This is a genomic window from Solibacillus kalamii, assembly GCF_002174535.1.
Lineage (GTDB): Bacteria > Bacillota > Bacilli > Bacillales_A > Planococcaceae > Solibacillus > Solibacillus silvestris.
In genome coordinates, this window is record NZ_NHNT01000003.1 from 94,928 (window position 1) to 114,726 (window position 19,799).

Below are 19,799 nucleotides of genomic sequence, written 5' to 3' on the forward strand. Positions count from 1 at the left end.
TTGATTCAAAACCAACTATTTTTCTCTTTATCTGAATTATTAGTTATATGAAATCATAATGCTGTCTGAGACGAAGCTTGCATCGATTTCGTTTAGTACTTTTTCTGTCCATTCTACTGTTGTTAATGTACGTGTATGTTCCTGGGCTAAATCGGCTGTGTAGTAGCCATCTTCGAATACGGCTGCAACAGCACGCTCGATTTCAGCTGCTTCTTCTTTTAAGCCAAATGAATATTGAAGCATCATTGCTACTGAAAGAATTGTTGCTGCCGGGTTTGCAACACCTTGGCCAGCAATTTCAGGTGCTGAACCATGTACAGGCTCATAAAGTCCAAAATTATCGCCGCGAATTGATGCAGAAGGTAATACACCTAATGAACCCGTAATTACAGAAGCTTCATCACTTAAAATGTCGCCGAATAAGTTTTCTGTAACGATGACATCATAATGACCCGGGTTAGTAATCAGTTTCATTGCCACTGAGTCAACTAAGTTGTGTTCTGTTTCTACATCTGGGTACTGCTTTTTCTTCTCTTCTACAATCTCACGCCATAAACGGGATGTATCCAGTACATTTGCTTTATCTACTGAGCAAAGTTTTCCTCGGCGTAATCGTGCTAATTCGAATGCATTTTCGACAATACGTTCGATTTCTTCACGGGAATACACACATGTATCAATAGCACCTGCGTCTGTTTTTTTACGTGGTTCTCCGAAGTATAGCCCTCCTGTTAATTCACGGACGATCATTAAGTCTACATTTTCCGCAACTTCACGCTTTAATGGAGAAGATGCAAGTAAACTTGGGAATGCTTTCACAGGACGTAAATTCGCAAATAAATCAAAGTGCTTGCGGATTTTTAGTAAACCTTTTTCCGGACGCAATGCTGGCGGGTTGTTATCCCATTTAGGGCCACCTACCGCGCCTAATAAAATGGCATCACTTGCTTCACACATCGCAATTGTCTCTTCCGGTAACGGGTTATTGTACTGATCAATTGCAGCTCCGCCGATTGCCGCGTAGTTTAAATGAAATGTATGGTTAAAACGTTTCCCGATTACTTGTAATACTTTTACTGCACTTGCAACAACCTCTGGACCAATGCCGTCACCTGGTAGTACTGTAATTATCTTTTCCATTTGTAAAACACCTTTCTTTCTACGTGAAGTAACTTGATGTAGAAGCGCCACCAAATAGGATGGCGCTAATGATAATATAAAGAGATTGCAATTAGTTAGTACAATCTGTTAAATCGTAATTGCCTGTTTTTCGCGTACTTGCTGTTGAATCAACTGTCGGTTCACTGCATTTAAATATGCTTTTGCGCTTGCTTCCAGCACATCCTGTGCAGAATCGCGTCCTGTTGATGTGTAGCCATTATATTTTAAATTAATGACCGCTTCCCCAAGTGCATCGCGACCTTTTCCAACTGATTGTACTCGGTAGTCCAAAATATTAACTTTACCTCCAACAAGCTGCTCAAGTGTATTAAAAATAGCTTCGACTGAACCCGATCCTGTTGAAGCAAGTGTTTTCAACTCCCCTTCAGGAGTAATGACTGATGCAGTGGCAGTTGGAATATTTTCTGTACCGTACTGAACTTGGACTGATTTAAGTTCAAATAATGGAACATCTTCTATTGAAACTTGCTGCTCAGTTAAGATTGTTGTTAAATCTTCTTCTGTCACTTCTTTTTTGCGGTCGGCCAATTTTTTAAACTCAGCGAAAGCTTTGTTCAGTTTTTCATCCGACAACTGGAATCCCATTGTTTCCGCACGATCACGGAATGCTGCGCGGCCTGAATGTTTTCCTAAAACTAACGGGATATCATCTTCTCCGATAAGTGCTGGAGAGATGATTTCATATGTCTCAGGATTTTTTAATACACCATCCTGGTGAATTCCTGATTCATGTGCAAATGCATTTTTACCGACAACTGCTTTGTTTGGTTGAATGACTACATTTGTTAAACGGCTTACCATCTGTGATGTACGTTTAATTTCTTTTAAATTCAGTCCTGTTTCAAAACCATAGAAGTCTTTACGGATATGTAGGGCAACACCGATTTCTTCCAATGCGGCATTTCCTGCACGTTCGCCTAGTCCGTTAATCGTACATTCTACTTGGTCTGCACCGTTTTCGATAGCTGCCATAGAGTTAGCAACTGCCATTCCTAAATCGTCATGACAATGTGCCGAAAATTTAATCTTTTCTGCACCGATGACGTTTTCACGTAAATAACGGAATAAAGCGCCGTATTCTTGCGGTGAAGCGTAACCAACTGTATCCGGAATATTTATCGTTGTTGCACCAGCTTTAATAACTTCCTGGCAAATTCGAACTAAAAATTCTTTATCTGAACGGAACCCGTCTTCAGCAGAAAATTCAACAAGTGAGAATTTTTCCTTTGCATACTTTACAGCTGTTACGGCTTGTTCGATTACTTCATCCGGATTTTTCTTTAGCTTATATTCCATATGAATCGGGCTTGTTGCAATAAATGTATGGACATGTGGCTGTTCAGCATGGCGAATTGCTTCCCACACGGCATCAATATCACTTTTCACTGCACGTGCTAAACCTGTGACGATTGAATTTTTCACTGTTTTCGCGATTAATGATACCGCCTCCAAGTCACCTGGAGATGAGGCAGGGAATCCCGCCTCAATAATTGTGACACCTAAACGCTCTAGTTGTTTTGCGATTTCTACTTTCTCTGCAGTATTTAAGTTAATACCGGCCGATTGTTCTCCGTCGCGCAATGTTGTATCAAAAATGTCAATTTTTCTCATATTATTTCACTGTTACCTTTTGTTTTCCTTGGTTGATGAATGGCATCATAGCACGTAATTTTTCGCCAACTTCTTCAATTTGGTGGTTTGCGCCAGCTTCTTTAAATTTTGTGTATTCAGGGCGGCCGTTTTCGTTTTCAGCGATCCAGCGCTTCGCAAATGTACCGTCTTGGATATCAGTTAATACGTCTTTCATACGCGCTTTTACTGATGCGTCGATAATACGGGGACCTGAAACGTAGTCGCCCCACTCTGCTGTATCTGAAATTGAGTAGCGCATTGTCGCCATACCGCCTTCAAACATTAAGTCAACGATTAATTTAAGTTCGTGTAATGTTTCAAAGTAAGCTAATTCTGGTTGGTAACCTGCTTCAACTAATGTCTCGAAACCTGCTTTAACAAGTTCAGTTGTACCACCGCAAAGTACTGCTTGCTCACCGAATAGGTCAGTTACTGTTTCTTCAGCAAAAGTAGTTTCAAGTAATCCGCCACGTGCTGAACCGATACCTTTACCATATGCCAGAGCTAAATCACGCGCTTGACCTGTCGCATCTTGGTGGATTGCGAATAAGCCTGGTACGCCAGCGCCTTCAGTGAATTGACGACGTACTAAGTGACCTGGGCCTTTTGGGGCTACTAGGAATACGTCAACATCTGCTGGTGGTTGAATTTGATCGAAGTGTACGTTGAAACCGTGTGCGAACATTAACGCTTTACCAGGTGTTAAATGTGGTGCGATTTCTGCTTCATATACTGCTTTTTGACGCTCATCCGGAAGTAGGATTTGAATTACATCTGCTTCTGCAGCCGCTTCTGCTACAGATTTTACTTCTACGCCATCTTCTTTTGCTGCATCGTATGATTTACCTGGACGGATACCTACTACTACATCAAAACCTGATTCTTTTAAGTTAAGCGCATGAGCATGGCCTTGTGAACCATAACCGATGATCGCAATTTTCTTCCCTTGTAATACTTGCTCGTTAATTTCGTTTTCATAATACATTTTTGACATTTTCATTTCCTCCAATTAAGTGAATGTTTTTTTATTTTTGAAATACGGGCTTCAGATGACATCTTCCACCCTGTTTGTAAATCCAATGTTGTATAGCTTCTCGGTAATGCTTTTAACGCTTATTTTAAAATCGATAATTGTGGGCTCTCGATTTTTTGTGCTTCACGGATTGCTGCTGTTGCACCAGTACGTGTTAACTCTTTAATGCCATATGGACGAAGTAACTCGATAAAAGCATCGATTTTTTCCGGATGGCCAACTACTTCATATGTCACAACATTTTTCGAAGTATCGACAACCTGCGGACGGAATGGCTCAACGATTGCATTCATCTCCAGGCGCAAGTTGGGTGGTGAAACTACTTTTATAAGAGCCAACTCACGAAGGACGATCGCTTTTTCTGTAATATCGTTTACTTTTAATACATCGATTTGCTTCGAAAGCTGCTTGATTAACTGTTCGATTTTATTTTCATCTTCAACATGGACGATGAACGTCATTTTCGAAAAATTCGGCTGTTCCGTATGACCTACTGTAATCGATTCAATATTGAATTGACGTTTCATTAATAAGCCAGTCACTCGGTTCAATACGCCGCTTTGGTTAATTACTGTTACTGTCAGCACTCGTTTCATGGCTTTTTCACTCCAATCATTTCATGTAATCCTTTACCAGGCGCAACCATCGGGAATACGCTAACAAGTTGCTTCACTCGACAATCAATGACAACCGGCTCATCAGAATTGATCGCTTCGTCAAAGATTGCTTCCGCTTCTGATAAATTGTCAATGCGGTAGCCTTTAATGCCATATGCATCGGCAAGTTTAACGAAGTCCGGCTGGATTGGCATTAAGCTTTGTGAATAACGCTCCTCATAGAATGTTTCCTGCCATTGACGTACCATTCCTAAACAACTGTTGTTAAGGATTACTACTTTTACTGGTAAGTTAAATTCCTTTAGTAATGCAAGTTCCTGATTTGTCATTTGGAAACCAGCATCTCCTACAATTGAGATAACCTTTTTCTCAGGCTTCGCAAACTGGGCACCGATTGCTGCCGGGAAACCGAAGCCCATCGTTCCTAAACCGCCTGATGTTACCCAGTTATGCGGATTATTCAGATGATAATATTGGGCTGCCCACATTTGATGCTGTCCAACATCTGTTGTGATAATCGCTTCTCCATCTGTCAGCTTATGAAGGATTTCAACTGCTTGCTGCGGTAAAATTTCTTCTCCCGCTTCTTCATACCAAAGCGGATATTTATCACGGCTATCATTTAAGTAATGAGTCCATTCCGTCGTATCCGGTCCAGGGAAATCTTTTTTCAACAGGGCATATAATGCTTCTTTCGCATCTGCAACAATCGGAATATCAGTCGGTACATTTTTACCGATTTCTGCCGGGTCGATATCGATATGGATAATCGTAGCGTTCGGTGCAAATGTTGCTAAATTACCTGTTAAACGGTCATCAAAACGTGCACCAATATTAATTAATAAGTCGCATTTTGTAATGGCGTCATTGGCAGTTGCATAACCGTGCATCCCGGCCATTCCGTAGAATTGTTTATGCTGTCCGTGTATACTTCCTAATCCTAGTAATGTATTAACAACCGGTAAATTATATTTTTCAATAAATTCAGTCAATTGTTCACGCGCATCGGCGAATAATACACCTGCACCTGCCAGTACTAAAGGTTTTTTAGCTAAACTTAATGCTTGGATCGCCTTTTGAATCTGCAGGTAATTCGGTTTCGTTGTCGGCTGGTAACCCGGTAAATAAATATCATCAGGAGCTTTGATTTCATCCAGGAATACTGTTTGCGAGATATTTTTCGGGAAGTCAATGACAACCGGTCCTTTACGTCCTGTATTGGCAATATGGAATGCTTCTTTAACAATACGAGGAATATCAGCTACGTCCTGAACTTGGTAGTTATGTTTTGTGATCGGTGTTGTGATACCCATAATGTCAGCTTCCTGGAATGCATCTGTACCGATTACTGATGTAGCTACTTGCCCTGTAAAAATTACTAACGGGATCGAGTCAATCATCGCATCGGCAATACCGGTTACGAGGTTTGTCGCTCCAGGTCCAGATGTCGCAATTACTACACCCGGTTTATTCATAACACGTGCGTAGCCTTCTGCCGCATGGATAGCACCTTGTTCGTGGCGTGTCAAAATGTGACGGATCGGATTGCGGTAAAGAGCATCATAAATTTGTAAAACTGCCCCACCCGGGTAACCGAAAATAATATCTACATCTTGTTCGTGCAGTGCCTGCACTAAAATATCCGCACCGTCTCTCGGTTTTGTTACTTGCTGTTGTTCTTCGGGCTTTTCGATTTCTTGATTTACTGAAACGTTTGCACTCATAGTAATTTCTCCTTCCTTTTTTAAAACTTTGTATGTGAAGTTATTTTTTATAAATTTATAAAAAGAAAAAGCCTCTTTCTCCGCACGCAAAAGAAAACCTCTTACGTAGGGATGAAAAAGACTTTTCATGGTACCACCCTCATTTATAACATCGATGAACATGCGCTTCTAAAAGAAACAGTGTTCACCTAGTTACCTCGCGAACCGCCTGAGCCTCTTTATTTCAAAGTTCCTACTGGAAATTTGCGCAACTAAACAAAGAGAACGGTTCATTAATAACGAGCAATTCGAATATGCCCGGAGCTATCTAATGACAAATGCGTTTAATAGCCCACTCCGAGGGGATGTCGGATATAGTTGTACCGCCGGCTTCCACCAATACCGGCTCTCTGGTAAATACAAGACTCTATATCCTTTAACCTCATCAACGTTTTAAAGTATTCAGATTATATTTTCATTACGCCGCCTTGGGAAGCATTTGTTACTAACGCTGAGTAACGTGCCAACCAGCCGCGCTTAATTTTTGGTTCAAATGGTTTTAAGTTTTGACGACGCTTTTCAAGAAGTTCGTCGGAAACCTGTAAATTAATTGTTCTGCTTGGCAAATCAATTATAATTGTATCGCCATTTTCGACTAATGCGATTGGACCGCCTTCAGCAGCTTCCGGAGAAATATGGCCGATTGAAATACCGCGAGATGCACCTGAGAAACGGCCATCTGTAATGAGTGCGACTTTCGTTCCTAACCCACGTCCTTGAATTGCAGAAGTTGGTGCCAGCATTTCCGGCATACCTGGCCCGCCTTTTGGACCTTCATAGCGAATGACAACTACATGTCCTTCACGTACTATGCCGTCATCGATTGCCTGCTGTGCTTCTTCCTGTGATTCGAATACGATCGCTTCGCCTGTAAAGGTTTTAATAGAAGGATCAACCGCACCGACCTTAATTACCGAGCCTTCAGGGGCAATATTTCCGAACAATACGGAAAGTCCGCCTACAGCACTATATGGATTATCTTTTGTGCGAATGACACGATCATTCGTAATTTCATAGTCTTTCACAAGCTCTCTCATAGAAACACCTGCGATTGTTGGTCTGTCAGGGTGAATTGCCCCTGGAATTTTTGTTAATTCATTAATAATCGCCTGAACACCGCCCGCTTTTGCAATGTCATCCATCGAAATATCCGATGCCGGCATTATTTTTGCAATATACGGAACACGTTCTGCTACTTTATTAATGTCTTCAATGTTGTAGTCAATTTCTGCTTCATTGGCAATCGCCAATGTATGAAGTACTGTATTTGTAGAACCGCCCATTGCCATATCAAGAGCAAAAGCATCATCAATCGCTTCTTTTGTAACAATGTCACGTGGTTTTACATCTTCTTTAATCATGCGTACTAAATGCTTCGCTGCTTCGTAAATTAATTCTTTACGTTTTTCGCTTGTTGCAACAATTGTACCGTTGCCCGGTAATGCTAAACCTAACATTTCCATTAAGCAGTTCATTGAGTTAGCTGTGAACATTCCTGAACAAGAGCCGCATGTTGGACACGCATTGTTTTCAATATCAAGCAGCTCTTCAGCAGTCATCGTACCTGCTTTATGTGCACCGACTCCTTCAAAAACACTCGTTAACGATAATGTTTTCCCTGAAGAAGAAGTACCTGCTTCCATTGGTCCTCCAGATACGAATACAGAAGGAACATTTGTACGAACAGCTGCCATTAACATACCTGGTGTAATTTTGTCACAGTTTGGTATGTAGAATACTCCGTCAAACCAGTGTGCATTAATAACCGTTTCAGCTGAATCGGCTATGATTTCACGTGATGGCAAAGAGTAGCGCATCCCGATATGCCCCATTGCAATTCCGTCATCGACTCCAATAGTATTGAACTCGAATGGAATTCCGCCTGCTTCAATAATGGCCTCTTTTACTACGTCCGCAAATTCTCGTAAATGGACATGGCCTGGAATAATATCAATATAAGAATTACATACACCGATAAATGGCTTCTCTAAATCTCTTGCCTTTACTTTACCTGTAGCATATAAAAGACTACGGTGTGGAGCTCGGTCAACTCCCATTTTAATCATATCACTTCTCATTTTTAAACGCCCCTCAACGTAATGCTTTTACTCTAGTTGTTTTTATATGTTCGATTTTCAATTTAAATTTCAAATATTCGAAATTTTATAATTAGAAAGTATCGAAAGTTTTACACCTTGTAAGCTCACATCAAAATGTCGCTTGAGTGATGTGGTGTACTAAATTGTTGTTATCATAGTACGAAACGAACTAGAACGTCAACACTATTTTTTGAATTTTTTATACAATTCAGAAAGTACAGATTTATTGCAATCGCTTTCATCCTCATTGGTGTTACCTTTTAACTCTTTCGTCACAGTTTTTACAAAAATTGAATTTTTAAAATTTTTTGTACATATTAATTGAGCCTCGTCTTTTTTCGCCACAAAAAAGAACCTAGCGCAATATTAGGCTAGATTCTATAAGTATCGTAATCTATTAGAGTAATAATAATTCAATAGCAAAGTTCAATATGATTAAACTGTGGATTCCTGCAAAAATTAATCCTTGTCGATCCAGTTTCTTCTTTAATGCCATATCCATATTAATCACCCCATTTTTTTAATATCCTAACTATACAACATCCGGCATAATAAATCAAAATATTTTGAATATTTAGAGTTATAATATCGATCACATTTTTTCTTTAGCCATGGCATAATAAGCTTACAATTGAAAAGGAGTGAATTAAAGATGAAAAAAGCATTGATTGTCATTGATTATACGTATGATTTTGTAGCGGATGATGGTAAATTAACTTGCGGTAAGCCGGGACAGGCAATAGAAAACAATATTAGTACTCTAATAGAGCAATTTATTCAACAAAATGATTTAGTTGTTTTCGCCAATGATTTACATGATGAAAACGATCCGTATCATCCTGAATCTAAATTGTTTCCGCCGCATAATATTGCAGGAACAAAAGGCCGGGAACTGTATGGTTCGGTAAAAGATCTATATGAAACATACAAAGATTGTGTTATTTCATTTGATAAAACGCGTTATAGTGCCTTTGCAGGAACAAATTTAGATATTTTGCTAAGGGAACGCGGCGTGGAAGAAGTTGTACTGGTCGGTGTATGCACTGATATTTGCATTTTGCACACAGCGGTAGACAGTTATAATTTAGGCTATAAAATCACAATTCCTGAACATGCCGTAGCAAGTTTTAATGAAATCGGTCATAAATGGGCGCTTGACCATTTCAAATCTTGTTTAGGTGCTTCCATTATTTAATTAAAAAGTAACATTATTTTATTATTCTCTATAAAATGATTTTACTACCATAATTTACGGAACTGCATAAAAACTTCCAGCTAAAAAAATGTTTAAGCTTTTGCATGATAGGAAATAAATAACTAGATGCAATTATAATTCATAATCTTAAACAAAGGAGTTGGAAAGAATGATGAGTTTCATTTGGTTTTTAATTATCGGTGGTATTTTAGGTTGGTTAGCAGGAGTAATTTTAGGTAAGGATGTACCAGGAGGCATTATCGGTAATATTATTGCAGGTATTGTCGGTTCATGGATCGGTAGCATGATTTTAGGTAACTGGGGCTGGAAAGTATCAGACTTCTATGTATTCCCTGCATTAATCGGTGCCATCGTCTTAATCTTTATTGTAAGCTTTATCCTACGCTCAATGCGTAAAGCAACAAATTAAATATTTCTGCATCTAGAATAATTTCCAAAAGTGTGACTTGACGTCACACTTTTTTTATTTGTTTTCATCAAGCGCAATTTGTTTCAACTGATTCCCGTAATCACGGTACTGTTTATAGTAGAATAAGATATTTTCTACGTATTCATCACTATGATTATATTGAAATATCGCTTTTTTCAATTGCCCATCATTTACACCGGCGATTGATAAAAATTTAGCTGCACTGAACACGGCATCTTCAATATCAAAAGGATCAGCTATACCGTCACCGTTTGCATCAACCCCATATCCGCCATATTTTTTAATAACGGCAGGATTCGTTTTATCATGTTCCGGAATTTCCCCCTGCCCTAAGTCTTTGCATGATGGGTGTTGCCAGCCTACAAATGTACAAGGCATAAACTGTAGATGGCCTTCTGCGCCAACCGGTGATATAAGTGTAGACATTGTGGAAAACCGGGTTTCTACGCGATGATGTGCGGCAAGAAGCGTCCATGGAACACCGTATTTTTGTTCTGCTGCAACATATACAGGGATATATTCGATTGGAATTTCCAAATCAAACTGTTCCTGGATTTGCTGATACACCGTTTTTTCCGTAAAAGGCCAACCACGAATTTGCTGCCAACTAAAATAAGCCACAATATAAATTGTTAAAGTGATGGGGATAAGCAGAATAATTGTTAATATTTTTGTTTTCGGGGAGAGAATAGGTTTCTTTTTCTTACTTTTAGCCATAAATGCCACCAATCTATTATACATAATGAATTCATTATCTCTCATTCTACTAAAAAAGCAGGTAATTTTCACTGTTGAAAATTAAAGTGGCAATCGCTAGAATTAGAAATTGTGTAATATTATTAGAGGAGTTGCTATATTATGTGGAAAGATTTTAAAGAATTTGCGATGAAGGGCAATGTTATCGATTTAGCTGTTGCAGTTGTTATTGGTGCAGCATTCGGTAAAATTGTCACATCATTAGTTGAAAATATTATTATGCCGCTTGTCGGGATGCTTACAGGCGGAATCGATCTGACAAACGAATGGAAGTTTGGATCAGGCGAAGCACAAATAGCGTTAGGTGTGTTCGTTCAATCGATTATCGATTTCATTATTATCGCATTTGCTATTTTCATGGCATTACGATTACTGACTAAATTAAACCGTAAAAAAGAAGCGGAAGTTGTGGAAGAATCGACACCGGAACTCGATACAAAAGAAGAACTGTTAAAAGAAATCCGTGACTTATTAAAAAATGAACAAGGCAAATAATAATTTTTATCCTGGAGTACGAAGCGAACGTATTCCGGGATTTTTTGTTTTTTAATTCAATTATTCCCCTATTCTACTTAATACTCGTTTCTCCTATTGTTCCTTTCATCTGTTCATGATAAATTGATGTAATACTCGATTCATTCGAAATGTTTAGTAAATTCATGTAAGGAAGTGTAATCCATGTCACAACGTTCAATTGAAACAAAATTAGTACAGCTCGGAAATTTAAGTGATGCCAAAACAGGTGCGATCAATCCACCGATCTATATGTCGACAGCTTATCAGCATACGGGTATAGGTGAATCGACAGGCTATGATTATACACGAACTAAAAATCCTACTCGTACAATCCTTGAACAAGGAATCGCAGATCTGGAAAACGGCGATGCGGGATTTGCATGCAGCTCAGGAATGGCGGCAGTACAGCTTGTCATGTCATTATTTAAACCGAACGATGAATTAATCGTTCCGGAAGATTTATATGGCGGAACATATCGTCTATTCAAAACATTTGCGGAAAACTACAATATTAAACCGGTATATAACCCATTTACTAACATTGAAGAGGTTGAAAGTTTAATCAATGATAATACGAAAGCATTGTTTATCGAAACTCCGACAAACCCGTTAATGCAGGAAATCGATCTTGTTGCATATGCGGCACTAGCGGAAAAACATAACTTATTGCTAATCGTAGACAATACATTTTACACTCCGTATTTTCAGCGTCCCCTTGAATTAGGTGCACATATTGTTTTACATAGTGCAACGAAATATATTGGTGGACATAATGATGTATTGGCAGGTCTAGTCGTAGCAAAAGGTGCTGAACTATGTGAAAAGTTAGCATTTTACCATAATGGGATTGGTATGGTGCTTTCACCGATGGATTCATGGTTGCTGATTCGCGGACTGAAAACATTGCATTTACGTTTAAAACAGCATGATGCGAATGCAAAAAAAGTTGCGGAATACTTAGCGAATGAACCTCTTGTGACAGATGTACTGTATACAGGAAAAGGCGGTATGCTTTCCTTCCGCGTCAAAGATCGATCAATGGTCAACCCGTTTTTAAAAGGAATCAAGCTGATAACTTTTGCCGAAAGTCTTGGAGGCGTGGAGAGTTTTATTACTTACCCTGCTACGCAAACGCATGCCGATATGCCATATGAGGAACGTGTTGCACGAGGTGTATGTGACCGGTTACTTCGTTTCTCAGTAGGTATTGAAGAAGCAGATGATTTAATCGCAGACTTACAGCAAGTTTTCGATTCGTTACGAGGTGAATTTGCATGACAAACCGCATTGAAACAGCATTAATACACGGGGCAATCCGTGAAGGCTATTCCGATAAAAAAGGCGCTGTCAACGTACCGATGTATTTATCATCGACTTTCCATCAGGAATCGATTGATGAATTTGGTGAATATGATTATGCGCGTTCAGGAAACCCGACACGTGCCGCATTGGAAAAGGCCATTGCCGAACTTGAAGGCGGTAATCGAGGGTTTGCATTTGCCACAGGTATGGCTGCTGTCTCTGCCTGCTTTATGATTTTATCTGCAGGCGACCATATTGTTATTACCGAAGACGTCTACGGTGGTACGTACCGTTTCGTTACAAAAGTATTGCCACGTTACGGCATTACGCATACATTTGTCGACTTCACTGACACGGAAGCAGTAAAAGCAGCAGTACGACCGGAAACGAAATTAATTTATATGGAAACACCTTCGAATCCTACATTAGGTATTACCGATATCCGTGCTGTGGTAGAAATCGCGAAACAACATGGTGCGCTAACGTTTTTAGATAATACGTTTATGACACCGTTGCATCAAAAGCCGCTGGAGTTAGGTGTAGACGTTGTCATTCATTCTGCAACAAAGTTTTTATCGGGGCATTCCGATATAGTAGCTGGTCTTGTTGTAACGAAAGATGAAGCGCTCGGTAATGAAATTTATTTCGTGCAAAATTCATTCGGTTCTGTACTCGGTGTACAGGATTGCTACACACTCATTCAAAATATGAAAACGACTGCTGTACGTTTTAATGAAGAATCACGTGTTGCAATGCGGATCGCCCAATTTTTACACGCACATCCGTTAGTGGAAAAAGTATATTACCCTGGTCTCCCCACTCACCCAGGTTTTGAAATTCATGCGGCACAGGCAACTTCAGCGGGAGCGGTATTATCGTTTAGTTTACCGACCTATGACATTGCTAAAGCTTTTGTTGAAGCGATGAAAATCCCGGTATTTGCGGTTAGTCTTGGTGGTGTTGAATCGATCTTATCGTACCCAGCCAAAATGAGTCATGCGGCAATGGAACCGGAAGAACGCTCAAAACGCGGAATAACAGACGGTTTGCTGCGCTTTTCAGTCGGTTTGGAAAATGAAGATGATCTAATTGAAGACTTTACACAAGCATTGGAGATCGCAAATAAAATCAAGTAAATTTTTGGTCGGTAAAATCTCTTAAAGCAGATTTTATCGGCCTTTTATAATGTCGCTTATTCGTTAATTACCGATAATAAATTGATTTCAAAGCCGCCGTCACAAGACGTAAAGTTATAATCTGTTAATGAACCGGTTACTTCCTCCGTCAATTTATCACATTGATAGTTTTCAATATTTTTACTTCCCCATTCGTCTTCCCTGTTATCAATTTCAATGTTAAAATGCTCGCCATTAAATTTTACAGCCCAATAAATTGGTGCACCCTCGATTGTATAGCGAGTTACTTTAAGTGTCTTTTGTTCCTTATCTTCAACATCCTTCAAAAACTGATGTAATAAATCCGAATTCTCAAGCTGTCCATGTTGATCAATCACTCGATCATTATCTATAGATTCGATTTCCGCCCGTTCCATTGTTTCGAAATGCTGCACGTTATCATTACAACCAGCTAATAGTAGCAACAAACTAAATACAAGTATTTTTTTCATTCATCCTTCATCCCCTTTCTAAAGTTGACGTAAAAAAAGGAAAATAGTTACAATGATATTTTATTTTGAATTCGAGACATTATTCTTGTCATTTTGTCAGTTGAGTAGTAAAGTGATAACTAAGAAAGGACGTGTTCAGATGAAAAGTAATACATTAGGCTCTCTCATTTGGCTGCGAATGATGCGCTTTACCCATGAAAGTAATACCCTTTCGAATGAATTTTTAAAGCAATTTGATTTAACTACGGCGAAATTCGATGTCCTAATGCAAATCTCTTTATTTGAACCGATTCCCCAATCGGAGCTTGCACAAAAAGTGACAGTAACACAAGGTGGAATTTCCCGTATGCTGGCACGACTTGAGCAAGAACAACTGATTATTAGACAGCAAGACTGGAAAACAAAATATATTTCATTAACTGAAAAAGGTACTGAACTTTTAAACAATGCGTTTGACGCCCAACTCGCCTTCCAGACCTCTTTTTTCGATGAAACATTAACGAAGGAAGAGCAAAAAACCCTATATAAATTAATCTCTCGTGTCCAAAAAAATAGCGAAAAGCGCAGTAAATAATAATTGGAGGAATGAACAATGTATACAATTCCAGGACATCATCATATTTCGATGATTACGAAGAATGCACAGCAAAACAACAAATTTTACCGTGATATTTTAGGATTACGCCGTGTTAAAGTGACAGTCAATCAGGATGACACATCAATGTACCATCTCTTTTATGGTGATAAAACAGGCAGTCCGGGTACAGAGCTTTCATTTTTCGAGATTCCTTTAGTCGGGCGGACACACCGAGGCACAAATGCCATTACAAAAATTGGTCTGATTGTACCAAGTGTTGACAGCCTGCTCTATTGGGTAAATCGATTGGATGAATTGGGTGTAAAAAATGATGGTATTACAACTTATGCGAACCGTCCTTCCCTCCTTTTTGAAGATGAGGAAGGTTTGCGTTTGGCACTTATGGCTGCCCCCAATACAAAGATGGAACATTGGGAAACGTATGAAAAATCCCCGATTCCGGTTGAACATCAAATTCAAGGAATGGGTACTGTTGAAATAACTGTGAAAAATAAAGGGAAACTGGTTCGAACATTAACTGAAATCTTTGGCTATGAATTGAAAACAAAGGATGAAACGACTGCCATTCTCCAATCAATCAATGGTGAAATATTTGGGGAAATTTACATTATTGAACAGGACGGATCATCAGAAAAACCTGGTCGCGGCAGTATTCACCATTTAGCCATCCGCGTAAAAAATGATGAAGAATTGGCGTTTTGGGATGAACAAGTAAAAGCGAGAGGATTTATCTCATCCGGCATTGTTGACCGTTTCTATTTTAAAAGCTTATATTTCCGTGAGTCGAACGGAATTTTATTTGAGATTGCGACAGATGGACCAGGCTTTTTACGCGACGGCGATGTGGAGTCGCTCGGGGAACAATTGGATTTACCGGATTTTTTAGAACTTCAGCGTGCGGAAATTACAGCAAAATTAAAGCCAATTTTATAAGGAGGCAAATGAAATGGAACAATATCGAATCAATGAAAAAAACGGGATGGAATTTGGTCTTTATACATTAGGTGACCACATTCCGAATCCTTTAAAAGGTTCACGCATTTCTGCACAGCAGCGAATTCAGGAAATTATCGAAGCAAGTCAATTAGCAGAACAGGCAGGAATCGAAGTATTTGCAGTCGGTGAAAGTCATCAGCAATATTTTACAACACAGGCGCATACAGTCGTACTTGGTGCGATCGCCCAGGCAACAAAAAGCATCAAACTGGCAAGCTCTGCGACGGTATTAAGTGTGGCGGATCCAGTTCGTGTTTACGAGGATTTTGCGACAATCGATTTACTTTCAAATGGCCGTGCAGAAATTGTTGCAGGACGCGGCTCAAGGGTTGGCGCACATGAGCTGTTCGGGGTTAGTCTGCGTGACTACGAAGAAATATTTGAGGAAAAGCTCGCTTTGCTTAAACAGTTAAATGACAATACGGTTGTGAACTATAACGGAAAATTCCGTCCTGCTTTAAAAGATGCACATATTTTACCTCAACCTTTAAATGGCTCGATTCCGATTTGGCGTGCTGTTGGCGGACCTCCCGGAAGTGCGATTAAAGCTGGCTATATGGGAATTCCAATGATGCTGACAACATTAGGCGGACCTTCAATTAACTTTAAAGCTTCTGTTGATGCATACCGTGAAGCGGCAGATCGCAACGGATTTGATGCTGCATCATTACCGATTGCAACGACGAGTCTGTTCTATGTTGCGGAAACGGAAAAAGAAGCGGTTGACGGGATGCACCCGCATTTAAGCGGCGGATTCCAGGCAATTCGCGGTCAAGGCTATCCGCGCTGGCAAGTGGAACAGGCACCTCAAGTGGAAGATGCACTCATGGTCGGTAGTCCGAACCAAATTATCGAAAAGATCCTGTACCAATATGAATTGTTCGGCATGCAGCGTTTCATGGCCCAAATCGATTTTGGCGGTGTGCCGTTTGATAAAGTAATGAAAAATATTGAACTGATCGGTAACGAGATCATCCCTGCGATTAAAAAGTATACTGCGAAATAAAATGAAGCGGTTGGCTCATAATCCAAAATTGCCACTTGTCTCTCGGAGAAAAGTGGCAATTTTTCACTATACATTAATTCGATTTTAAAAAGTCAGGATCCATGTAGGCCGGATTCGGGTATTTGTAGAAGCCTTCGCCTGTTGAAACACCCATTTTCCCTTGATCGATCATTTCACGTTTAATTTTTTCAGCTACTAATTTAGCTCCAGGATCGTGTTCTGCACGCATTAAGTTTAAGTTATATGGTGTTTCCATTCCTACAATGTCATATATTGCAAATGGTCCGCGTGGCGAGCCAGTTGAAACCATCCAGTTTTTATCTATCGTTTGGGGATCTGCTATATCTTTCACCCAAAGTTCCATTGCAGCAGATAAAAACGGTACTAATAAAGAATTAAGAATGTAGCCTGGCTGCTCTTTTTTCAGTACAAACGGAATCATACCGATATTCCGTGCGAAATCTGCCACTTGTTCCACATACTGCCTATCTGTTCCGGGATGCCCCATTACTTCCGCAGTATTGTTTTGCCAAATCGAGTTCGCAAAATGCAGGGCCAGGAACTTTTCCGGACGGCCAGTAAACTCAGCAAATTGACTCGGTAATAATGTTGAGGAATTGGAAGCAAAGACTGTTTTTTCAGGTGCCACTTTCCCGAGCTTTTCATAAAAGTTCTGTTTGATCTCAATACGTTCCGGCACTGCTTCAATAACAAGATCTGCATCTTTTGTCGCCTCTCCTAAATCCGAGTAAAACTTAAGACTGTTAGATGCTTTTTCTGCACGGTCAACGTCTTGAAAATATTCGCCATATGTTGTTTTTAATGTTCCCATCCGCTGTTTTGCTTTAGTAATTGCGTCTTCATTAATATCATAAACACTTACTTCAAATCCGAAAAATGCAGACTGGAAAGCGATTTGGCTTCCTAATACACCGCTGCCCGCAATTGTAACCTTTTTATAATTCATATGGACCTCTCCTTTGTAATAAGCTCAATTACTTTTAATCTGTTCCATTTAAAATGAACGTAATCCATTGAGAGTATTCCCATATTTACAGGAAATGAAAAGGATTACTTCATATATTGACAATGAGTTAGAGTTATTCATGCAATAAAAAAACCGCGAAGGGAATGACTCCTTCGCGGGTTTCAAATTATACAGTTACTTTACTTTTAGGTGCAACACTTTCCCATACCTTTTCGATGCGTTCTTTTGCTGCTTCTTCCACTATAAAGCCAGTGTCCGTTTTTGTTACTTGTGAATCAACGATATAAATTGGACTTGAAATAGTTGTCGCTCCTAAAATAGAAAGTACCGGCTTCAAGGAATATTCCAAAGCCAATAAATGTGCGATTGATCCGCCGATTGCAACTGGTACGACCGCTTTGTTTTCCAGGCCTTTTTGCGGCAGCAAATCAATAAATGTTTTTAAAATGCCAGTATAGGAGCCTTTATAGATCGGTGTGAGGAAAAATACGATATCAGCCTCCCCTACTTTGACAATTTCTTTTGCAATAGCTTCACTCGCATAATTCGCAGTGATTAAATCTTCCGCAGGCAACTGATGAACCTGAATTGTTTCATGCGAAATATTATACTTCTCAAGCAATGATTCAATCGATTGCTGTACGCCTGTTAATCGGGATGTCACACTGTTTCCACCATTAATTAAAATCGCTTTTGTCATGATTCACTCCTCCTAAATATTTTGTAAAGTATAACGGGATGGAACTTGTTTTAAGCCTAAGTTTTCACGTAGCGTTTTGCCTTCGTATTCTTTACGGAATACCCCGCGCTTTTGAAGCACAGGAATGACTAAATCAATAAAATCGGTAAAGCCGCCCGGGAAATACGGAGGCATTAAGTTAAAGCCATCTGCCGCTTCCTGATCTACCCACTCAATTAACTGATCGGCTATTTCACTTGGCGAACCGAATATAATGCGATGACCGCGTGATCCGGCGATACGCAAATACAATTCACGAATTGTCAGGTTTTCACGTTCCGCCAGTTCGATGATCAGCTTCTGACGGCTGCGGTTACCATTTGTCGGAGGGATATCTTTCGGCAATGGGCCATCCAGGTCATGTTTCGACAGATCCACCCCTAAGTAGTCTGCTAAAAAGTCCAAGCCTATTACCGGTGTAATTAACTGTTGCAGTTCTTCATATTTGGCATAAGCTTTTTCTTTCGTTTCCGCTACATAAATCGACACGCCCGGCATGATTTTGATATCATCGCGGTCACGTCCTGCAGCAATTGCCTTGTCTTTCAGTATTTTATAAAATTGTCGTGCATCTTCAAGCGTCTGCTGTGCAGTAAAAATAACATCTGCTTGCTGTGCCGCAAGTGTGGTACCGGCTTCCGATGATCCAGCCTGTACTAAAACCGGTCTTCCTTGAGGTGGACGCGATGAATTTAACGGACCACGAACTGCGTAATATTCACCTTTATGGTTTAACGTGTGCAGCTTCCCTTTTGTAATATATTCACCTGTCTGTTTATTACGTGCCAATGCATCATCTTCATAAGAATCCCATAGACCTTTTACTACTTCCACAAATTCGTCTGCCCGATCATAACGCAGAGAATGATCCAAATGCTGGTCCTTGTTAAAGTTGCTCGCTTCTGCTGAATAGTAACTTGTTACAATATTCCATGCAGCACGCCCCCCGCTTAAATGGTCAAGCGATGAAAACTTACGTGCAATGTGAAATGGCTCATTGTACGTTGTTGAAGCAGTAGCGGTTAAACCGATATTTTTAGTCACCGTTGATAAAACACTTAGTAATGTAAGTGGTTCAAAGCGAACTTGCTCTGCCGGGTGTGAAAGTTCATTAAATGATAAACCATCACTTAAAAACAGCATATCTAATTTACCTTGCTCGGCTTTGACAGCAACTTCTTTAAAAAATTCTACATTCTCGCTTGCGTCAGCCTGTGCATCCGGATGACGCCATGAAGCGATGTGATGCCCTGTACCCATTAAAAATACGCCTAATTTCATTTGTTTTTTTGTCATTTG

General features: G+C 39.8%; 19 protein-coding genes. 8 read left to right on the top strand and 11 right to left on the bottom strand.

Features of this window, described 5'->3' with window-relative positions:
* Positions 1-39 precede the first annotated feature (39 nt).
* From leuB to ilvD, 6 genes are all read right to left on the bottom strand, one after another.
* Positions 40-1,140: a 3-isopropylmalate dehydrogenase gene (gene leuB, locus CBM15_RS07405; protein ID WP_087616768.1), complete on the bottom strand. Its 1,101-nt coding sequence runs from the start codon at positions 1,138-1,140 to the stop codon at positions 40-42.
* A 108-nt stretch (positions 1,141-1,248) separates the two neighbouring features.
* Positions 1,249-2,793, bottom strand: a complete 1,545-nt coding sequence (locus CBM15_RS07410; RefSeq protein WP_087616770.1) for a 2-isopropylmalate synthase — start codon at positions 2,791-2,793, stop codon at positions 1,249-1,251.
* Position 2,794: 1 nt separating this feature from the next.
* Complete coding sequence (ilvC, locus tag CBM15_RS07415) at positions 2,795-3,808, bottom strand: ketol-acid reductoisomerase (RefSeq protein ID WP_008403679.1); 1,014 nt, start codon at positions 3,806-3,808, stop codon at positions 2,795-2,797.
* Between the two features lie 119 nt (positions 3,809-3,927).
* Positions 3,928-4,443 (bottom strand): acetolactate synthase small subunit, encoded by a 516-nt coding sequence (ilvN, locus tag CBM15_RS07420; protein WP_008403681.1) that lies wholly within the window; start codon positions 4,441-4,443, stop codon positions 3,928-3,930.
* Positions 4,440-6,188: a biosynthetic-type acetolactate synthase large subunit gene (gene ilvB / locus CBM15_RS07425; protein ID WP_087617003.1), complete on the bottom strand. Its 1,749-nt coding sequence runs from the start codon at positions 6,186-6,188 to the stop codon at positions 4,440-4,442. Before ilvB ends, ilvN begins: the two co-directional genes overlap by 4 nt.
* A gap of 446 nt (positions 6,189-6,634) precedes the next feature.
* Positions 6,635-8,305 (bottom strand): dihydroxy-acid dehydratase, encoded by a 1,671-nt coding sequence (ilvD, locus tag CBM15_RS07430; protein WP_087616771.1) that lies wholly within the window; start codon positions 8,303-8,305, stop codon positions 6,635-6,637.
* Between the two features lie 673 nt (positions 8,306-8,978).
* Between ilvD and CBM15_RS07435 the strand changes: the two genes are divergently transcribed.
* Together CBM15_RS07435 and CBM15_RS07440 are read left to right on the top strand one after the other, a co-directional pair.
* Positions 8,979-9,521 (top strand): cysteine hydrolase family protein, encoded by a 543-nt coding sequence (locus tag CBM15_RS07435; RefSeq protein WP_087616773.1) that lies wholly within the window; start codon positions 8,979-8,981, stop codon positions 9,519-9,521.
* 169 nt (positions 9,522-9,690) lie between these two features.
* Entirely contained in the window at positions 9,691-9,951 is a 261-nt protein-coding gene (locus CBM15_RS07440; protein ID WP_008403685.1) for a GlsB/YeaQ/YmgE family stress response membrane protein, read from the top strand.
* Positions 9,952-10,005: 54 nt separating this feature from the next.
* Here CBM15_RS07440 and CBM15_RS07445 read toward each other — a convergent pair whose 3' ends face one another.
* The gene (locus tag CBM15_RS07445; protein ID WP_087616775.1) at positions 10,006-10,689 is read right to left on the bottom strand and encodes a lytic transglycosylase domain-containing protein; all 684 of its coding nucleotides are present in this window, start codon (positions 10,687-10,689) and stop codon (positions 10,006-10,008) included.
* A gap of 141 nt (positions 10,690-10,830) precedes the next feature.
* On the opposite strand from CBM15_RS07445, the gene mscL reads away from it, so the two are divergent.
* The 3 genes from mscL to metC all read left to right on the top strand — a co-directional run bounded on the left by mscL (position 10,831) and on the right by metC (position 13,682).
* Positions 10,831-11,223: a large conductance mechanosensitive channel protein MscL gene (gene mscL / locus CBM15_RS07450; RefSeq protein WP_087616777.1), complete on the top strand. Its 393-nt coding sequence runs from the start codon at positions 10,831-10,833 to the stop codon at positions 11,221-11,223.
* A gap of 183 nt (positions 11,224-11,406) precedes the next feature.
* A complete protein-coding gene (locus CBM15_RS07455) occupies positions 11,407-12,522 on the top strand; it encodes a methionine biosynthesis PLP-dependent protein (protein ID WP_087616779.1) in 1,116 nt (371 codons plus the stop codon).
* Complete coding sequence (gene metC, locus CBM15_RS07460; RefSeq protein ID WP_087616781.1) at positions 12,519-13,682, top strand: cystathionine beta-lyase; 1,164 nt, start codon at positions 12,519-12,521, stop codon at positions 13,680-13,682. Before CBM15_RS07455 ends, metC begins: the two co-directional genes overlap by 4 nt.
* 56 nt (positions 13,683-13,738) lie before the next feature.
* On the opposite strand, the gene CBM15_RS07465 is transcribed toward metC, so the two are convergent.
* Positions 13,739-14,173 carry a DUF4362 domain-containing protein gene (locus CBM15_RS07465; RefSeq protein WP_087616783.1) on the bottom strand — a complete coding sequence of 145 codons (435 nt, stop codon included), beginning with the start codon at positions 14,171-14,173 and terminating at the stop codon, positions 13,739-13,741.
* Positions 14,174-14,312: 139 nt separating this feature from the next.
* On the opposite strand from CBM15_RS07465, the gene CBM15_RS07470 reads away from it, so the two are divergent.
* From CBM15_RS07470 to CBM15_RS07480, 3 genes are read left to right on the top strand one after another with little or no spacing between them, the layout of a single operon-like run.
* The gene (locus CBM15_RS07470; RefSeq protein ID WP_087616785.1) at positions 14,313-14,747 is read left to right on the top strand and encodes a MarR family winged helix-turn-helix transcriptional regulator; all 435 of its coding nucleotides are present in this window, start codon (positions 14,313-14,315) and stop codon (positions 14,745-14,747) included.
* An 18-nt stretch (positions 14,748-14,765) separates the two neighbouring features.
* Positions 14,766-15,704, top strand: coding sequence for a ring-cleaving dioxygenase (locus CBM15_RS07475; RefSeq protein ID WP_087616787.1), 939 nt, complete (start codon positions 14,766-14,768; stop codon positions 15,702-15,704).
* 13 nt (positions 15,705-15,717) lie between these two features.
* Entirely contained in the window at positions 15,718-16,773 is a 1,056-nt protein-coding gene (locus CBM15_RS07480) for an LLM class flavin-dependent oxidoreductase (RefSeq protein ID WP_087616789.1), read from the top strand.
* 73 nt (positions 16,774-16,846) lie between these two features.
* On the opposite strand, the gene CBM15_RS07485 is transcribed toward CBM15_RS07480, so the two are convergent.
* The 3 genes from CBM15_RS07485 to CBM15_RS07495 form a co-directional block, all read right to left on the bottom strand.
* Entirely contained in the window at positions 16,847-17,740 is an 894-nt protein-coding gene (locus tag CBM15_RS07485) for a 3-hydroxyacyl-CoA dehydrogenase (protein ID WP_087616791.1), read from the bottom strand.
* A 187-nt stretch (positions 17,741-17,927) separates the two neighbouring features.
* Positions 17,928-18,461: an NADPH-dependent FMN reductase gene (ssuE, locus tag CBM15_RS07490; RefSeq protein WP_087616794.1), complete on the bottom strand. Its 534-nt coding sequence runs from the start codon at positions 18,459-18,461 to the stop codon at positions 17,928-17,930.
* A gap of 12 nt (positions 18,462-18,473) precedes the next feature.
* Positions 18,474-19,796, bottom strand: a complete 1,323-nt coding sequence (locus tag CBM15_RS07495; RefSeq protein ID WP_087616796.1) for an LLM class flavin-dependent oxidoreductase — start codon at positions 19,794-19,796, stop codon at positions 18,474-18,476.
* Positions 19,797-19,799: the final 3 nt, after the last annotated feature.

Bases quoted from the DNA above. Each gene is read 5' to 3' on its own strand.
- leuB (WP_087616768.1), bottom strand. From the start codon at position 1,140: ATGGAAAAGATAATTACAGTACTACCAGGTGACGGCATTGGTCCAGAG.
- CBM15_RS07410 (WP_087616770.1), bottom strand. From the start codon at position 2,793: ATGAGAAAAATTGACATTTTTGATACAACATTGCGCGACGGAGAACAA.
- ilvC (WP_008403679.1), bottom strand. From the start codon at position 3,808: ATGTCAAAAATGTATTATGAAAACGAAATTAACGAGCAAGTATTACAA.
- ilvN (WP_008403681.1), bottom strand. From the start codon at position 4,443: ATGAAACGAGTGCTGACAGTAACAGTAATTAACCAAAGCGGCGTATTG.
- ilvB (WP_087617003.1), bottom strand. From the start codon at position 6,188: ATGAGTGCAAACGTTTCAGTAAATCAAGAAATCGAAAAGCCCGAAGAA.
- ilvD (WP_087616771.1), bottom strand. From the start codon at position 8,305: ATGAGAAGTGATATGATTAAAATGGGAGTTGACCGAGCTCCACACCGT.
- CBM15_RS07435 (WP_087616773.1), top strand. From the start codon at position 8,979: ATGAAAAAAGCATTGATTGTCATTGATTATACGTATGATTTTGTAGCG.
- CBM15_RS07440 (WP_008403685.1), top strand. From the start codon at position 9,691: ATGATGAGTTTCATTTGGTTTTTAATTATCGGTGGTATTTTAGGTTGG.
- CBM15_RS07445 (WP_087616775.1), bottom strand. From the start codon at position 10,689: ATGGCTAAAAGTAAGAAAAAGAAACCTATTCTCTCCCCGAAAACAAAA.
- mscL (WP_087616777.1), top strand. From the start codon at position 10,831: ATGTGGAAAGATTTTAAAGAATTTGCGATGAAGGGCAATGTTATCGAT.
- CBM15_RS07455 (WP_087616779.1), top strand. From the start codon at position 11,407: ATGTCACAACGTTCAATTGAAACAAAATTAGTACAGCTCGGAAATTTA.
- metC (WP_087616781.1), top strand. From the start codon at position 12,519: ATGACAAACCGCATTGAAACAGCATTAATACACGGGGCAATCCGTGAA.
- CBM15_RS07465 (WP_087616783.1), bottom strand. From the start codon at position 14,173: ATGAAAAAAATACTTGTATTTAGTTTGTTGCTACTATTAGCTGGTTGT.
- CBM15_RS07470 (WP_087616785.1), top strand. From the start codon at position 14,313: ATGAAAAGTAATACATTAGGCTCTCTCATTTGGCTGCGAATGATGCGC.
- CBM15_RS07475 (WP_087616787.1), top strand. From the start codon at position 14,766: ATGTATACAATTCCAGGACATCATCATATTTCGATGATTACGAAGAAT.
- CBM15_RS07480 (WP_087616789.1), top strand. From the start codon at position 15,718: ATGGAACAATATCGAATCAATGAAAAAAACGGGATGGAATTTGGTCTT.
- CBM15_RS07485 (WP_087616791.1), bottom strand. From the start codon at position 17,740: ATGAATTATAAAAAGGTTACAATTGCGGGCAGCGGTGTATTAGGAAGC.
- ssuE (WP_087616794.1), bottom strand. From the start codon at position 18,461: ATGACAAAAGCGATTTTAATTAATGGTGGAAACAGTGTGACATCCCGA.
- CBM15_RS07495 (WP_087616796.1), bottom strand. From the start codon at position 19,796: ATGACAAAAAAACAAATGAAATTAGGCGTATTTTTAATGGGTACAGGG.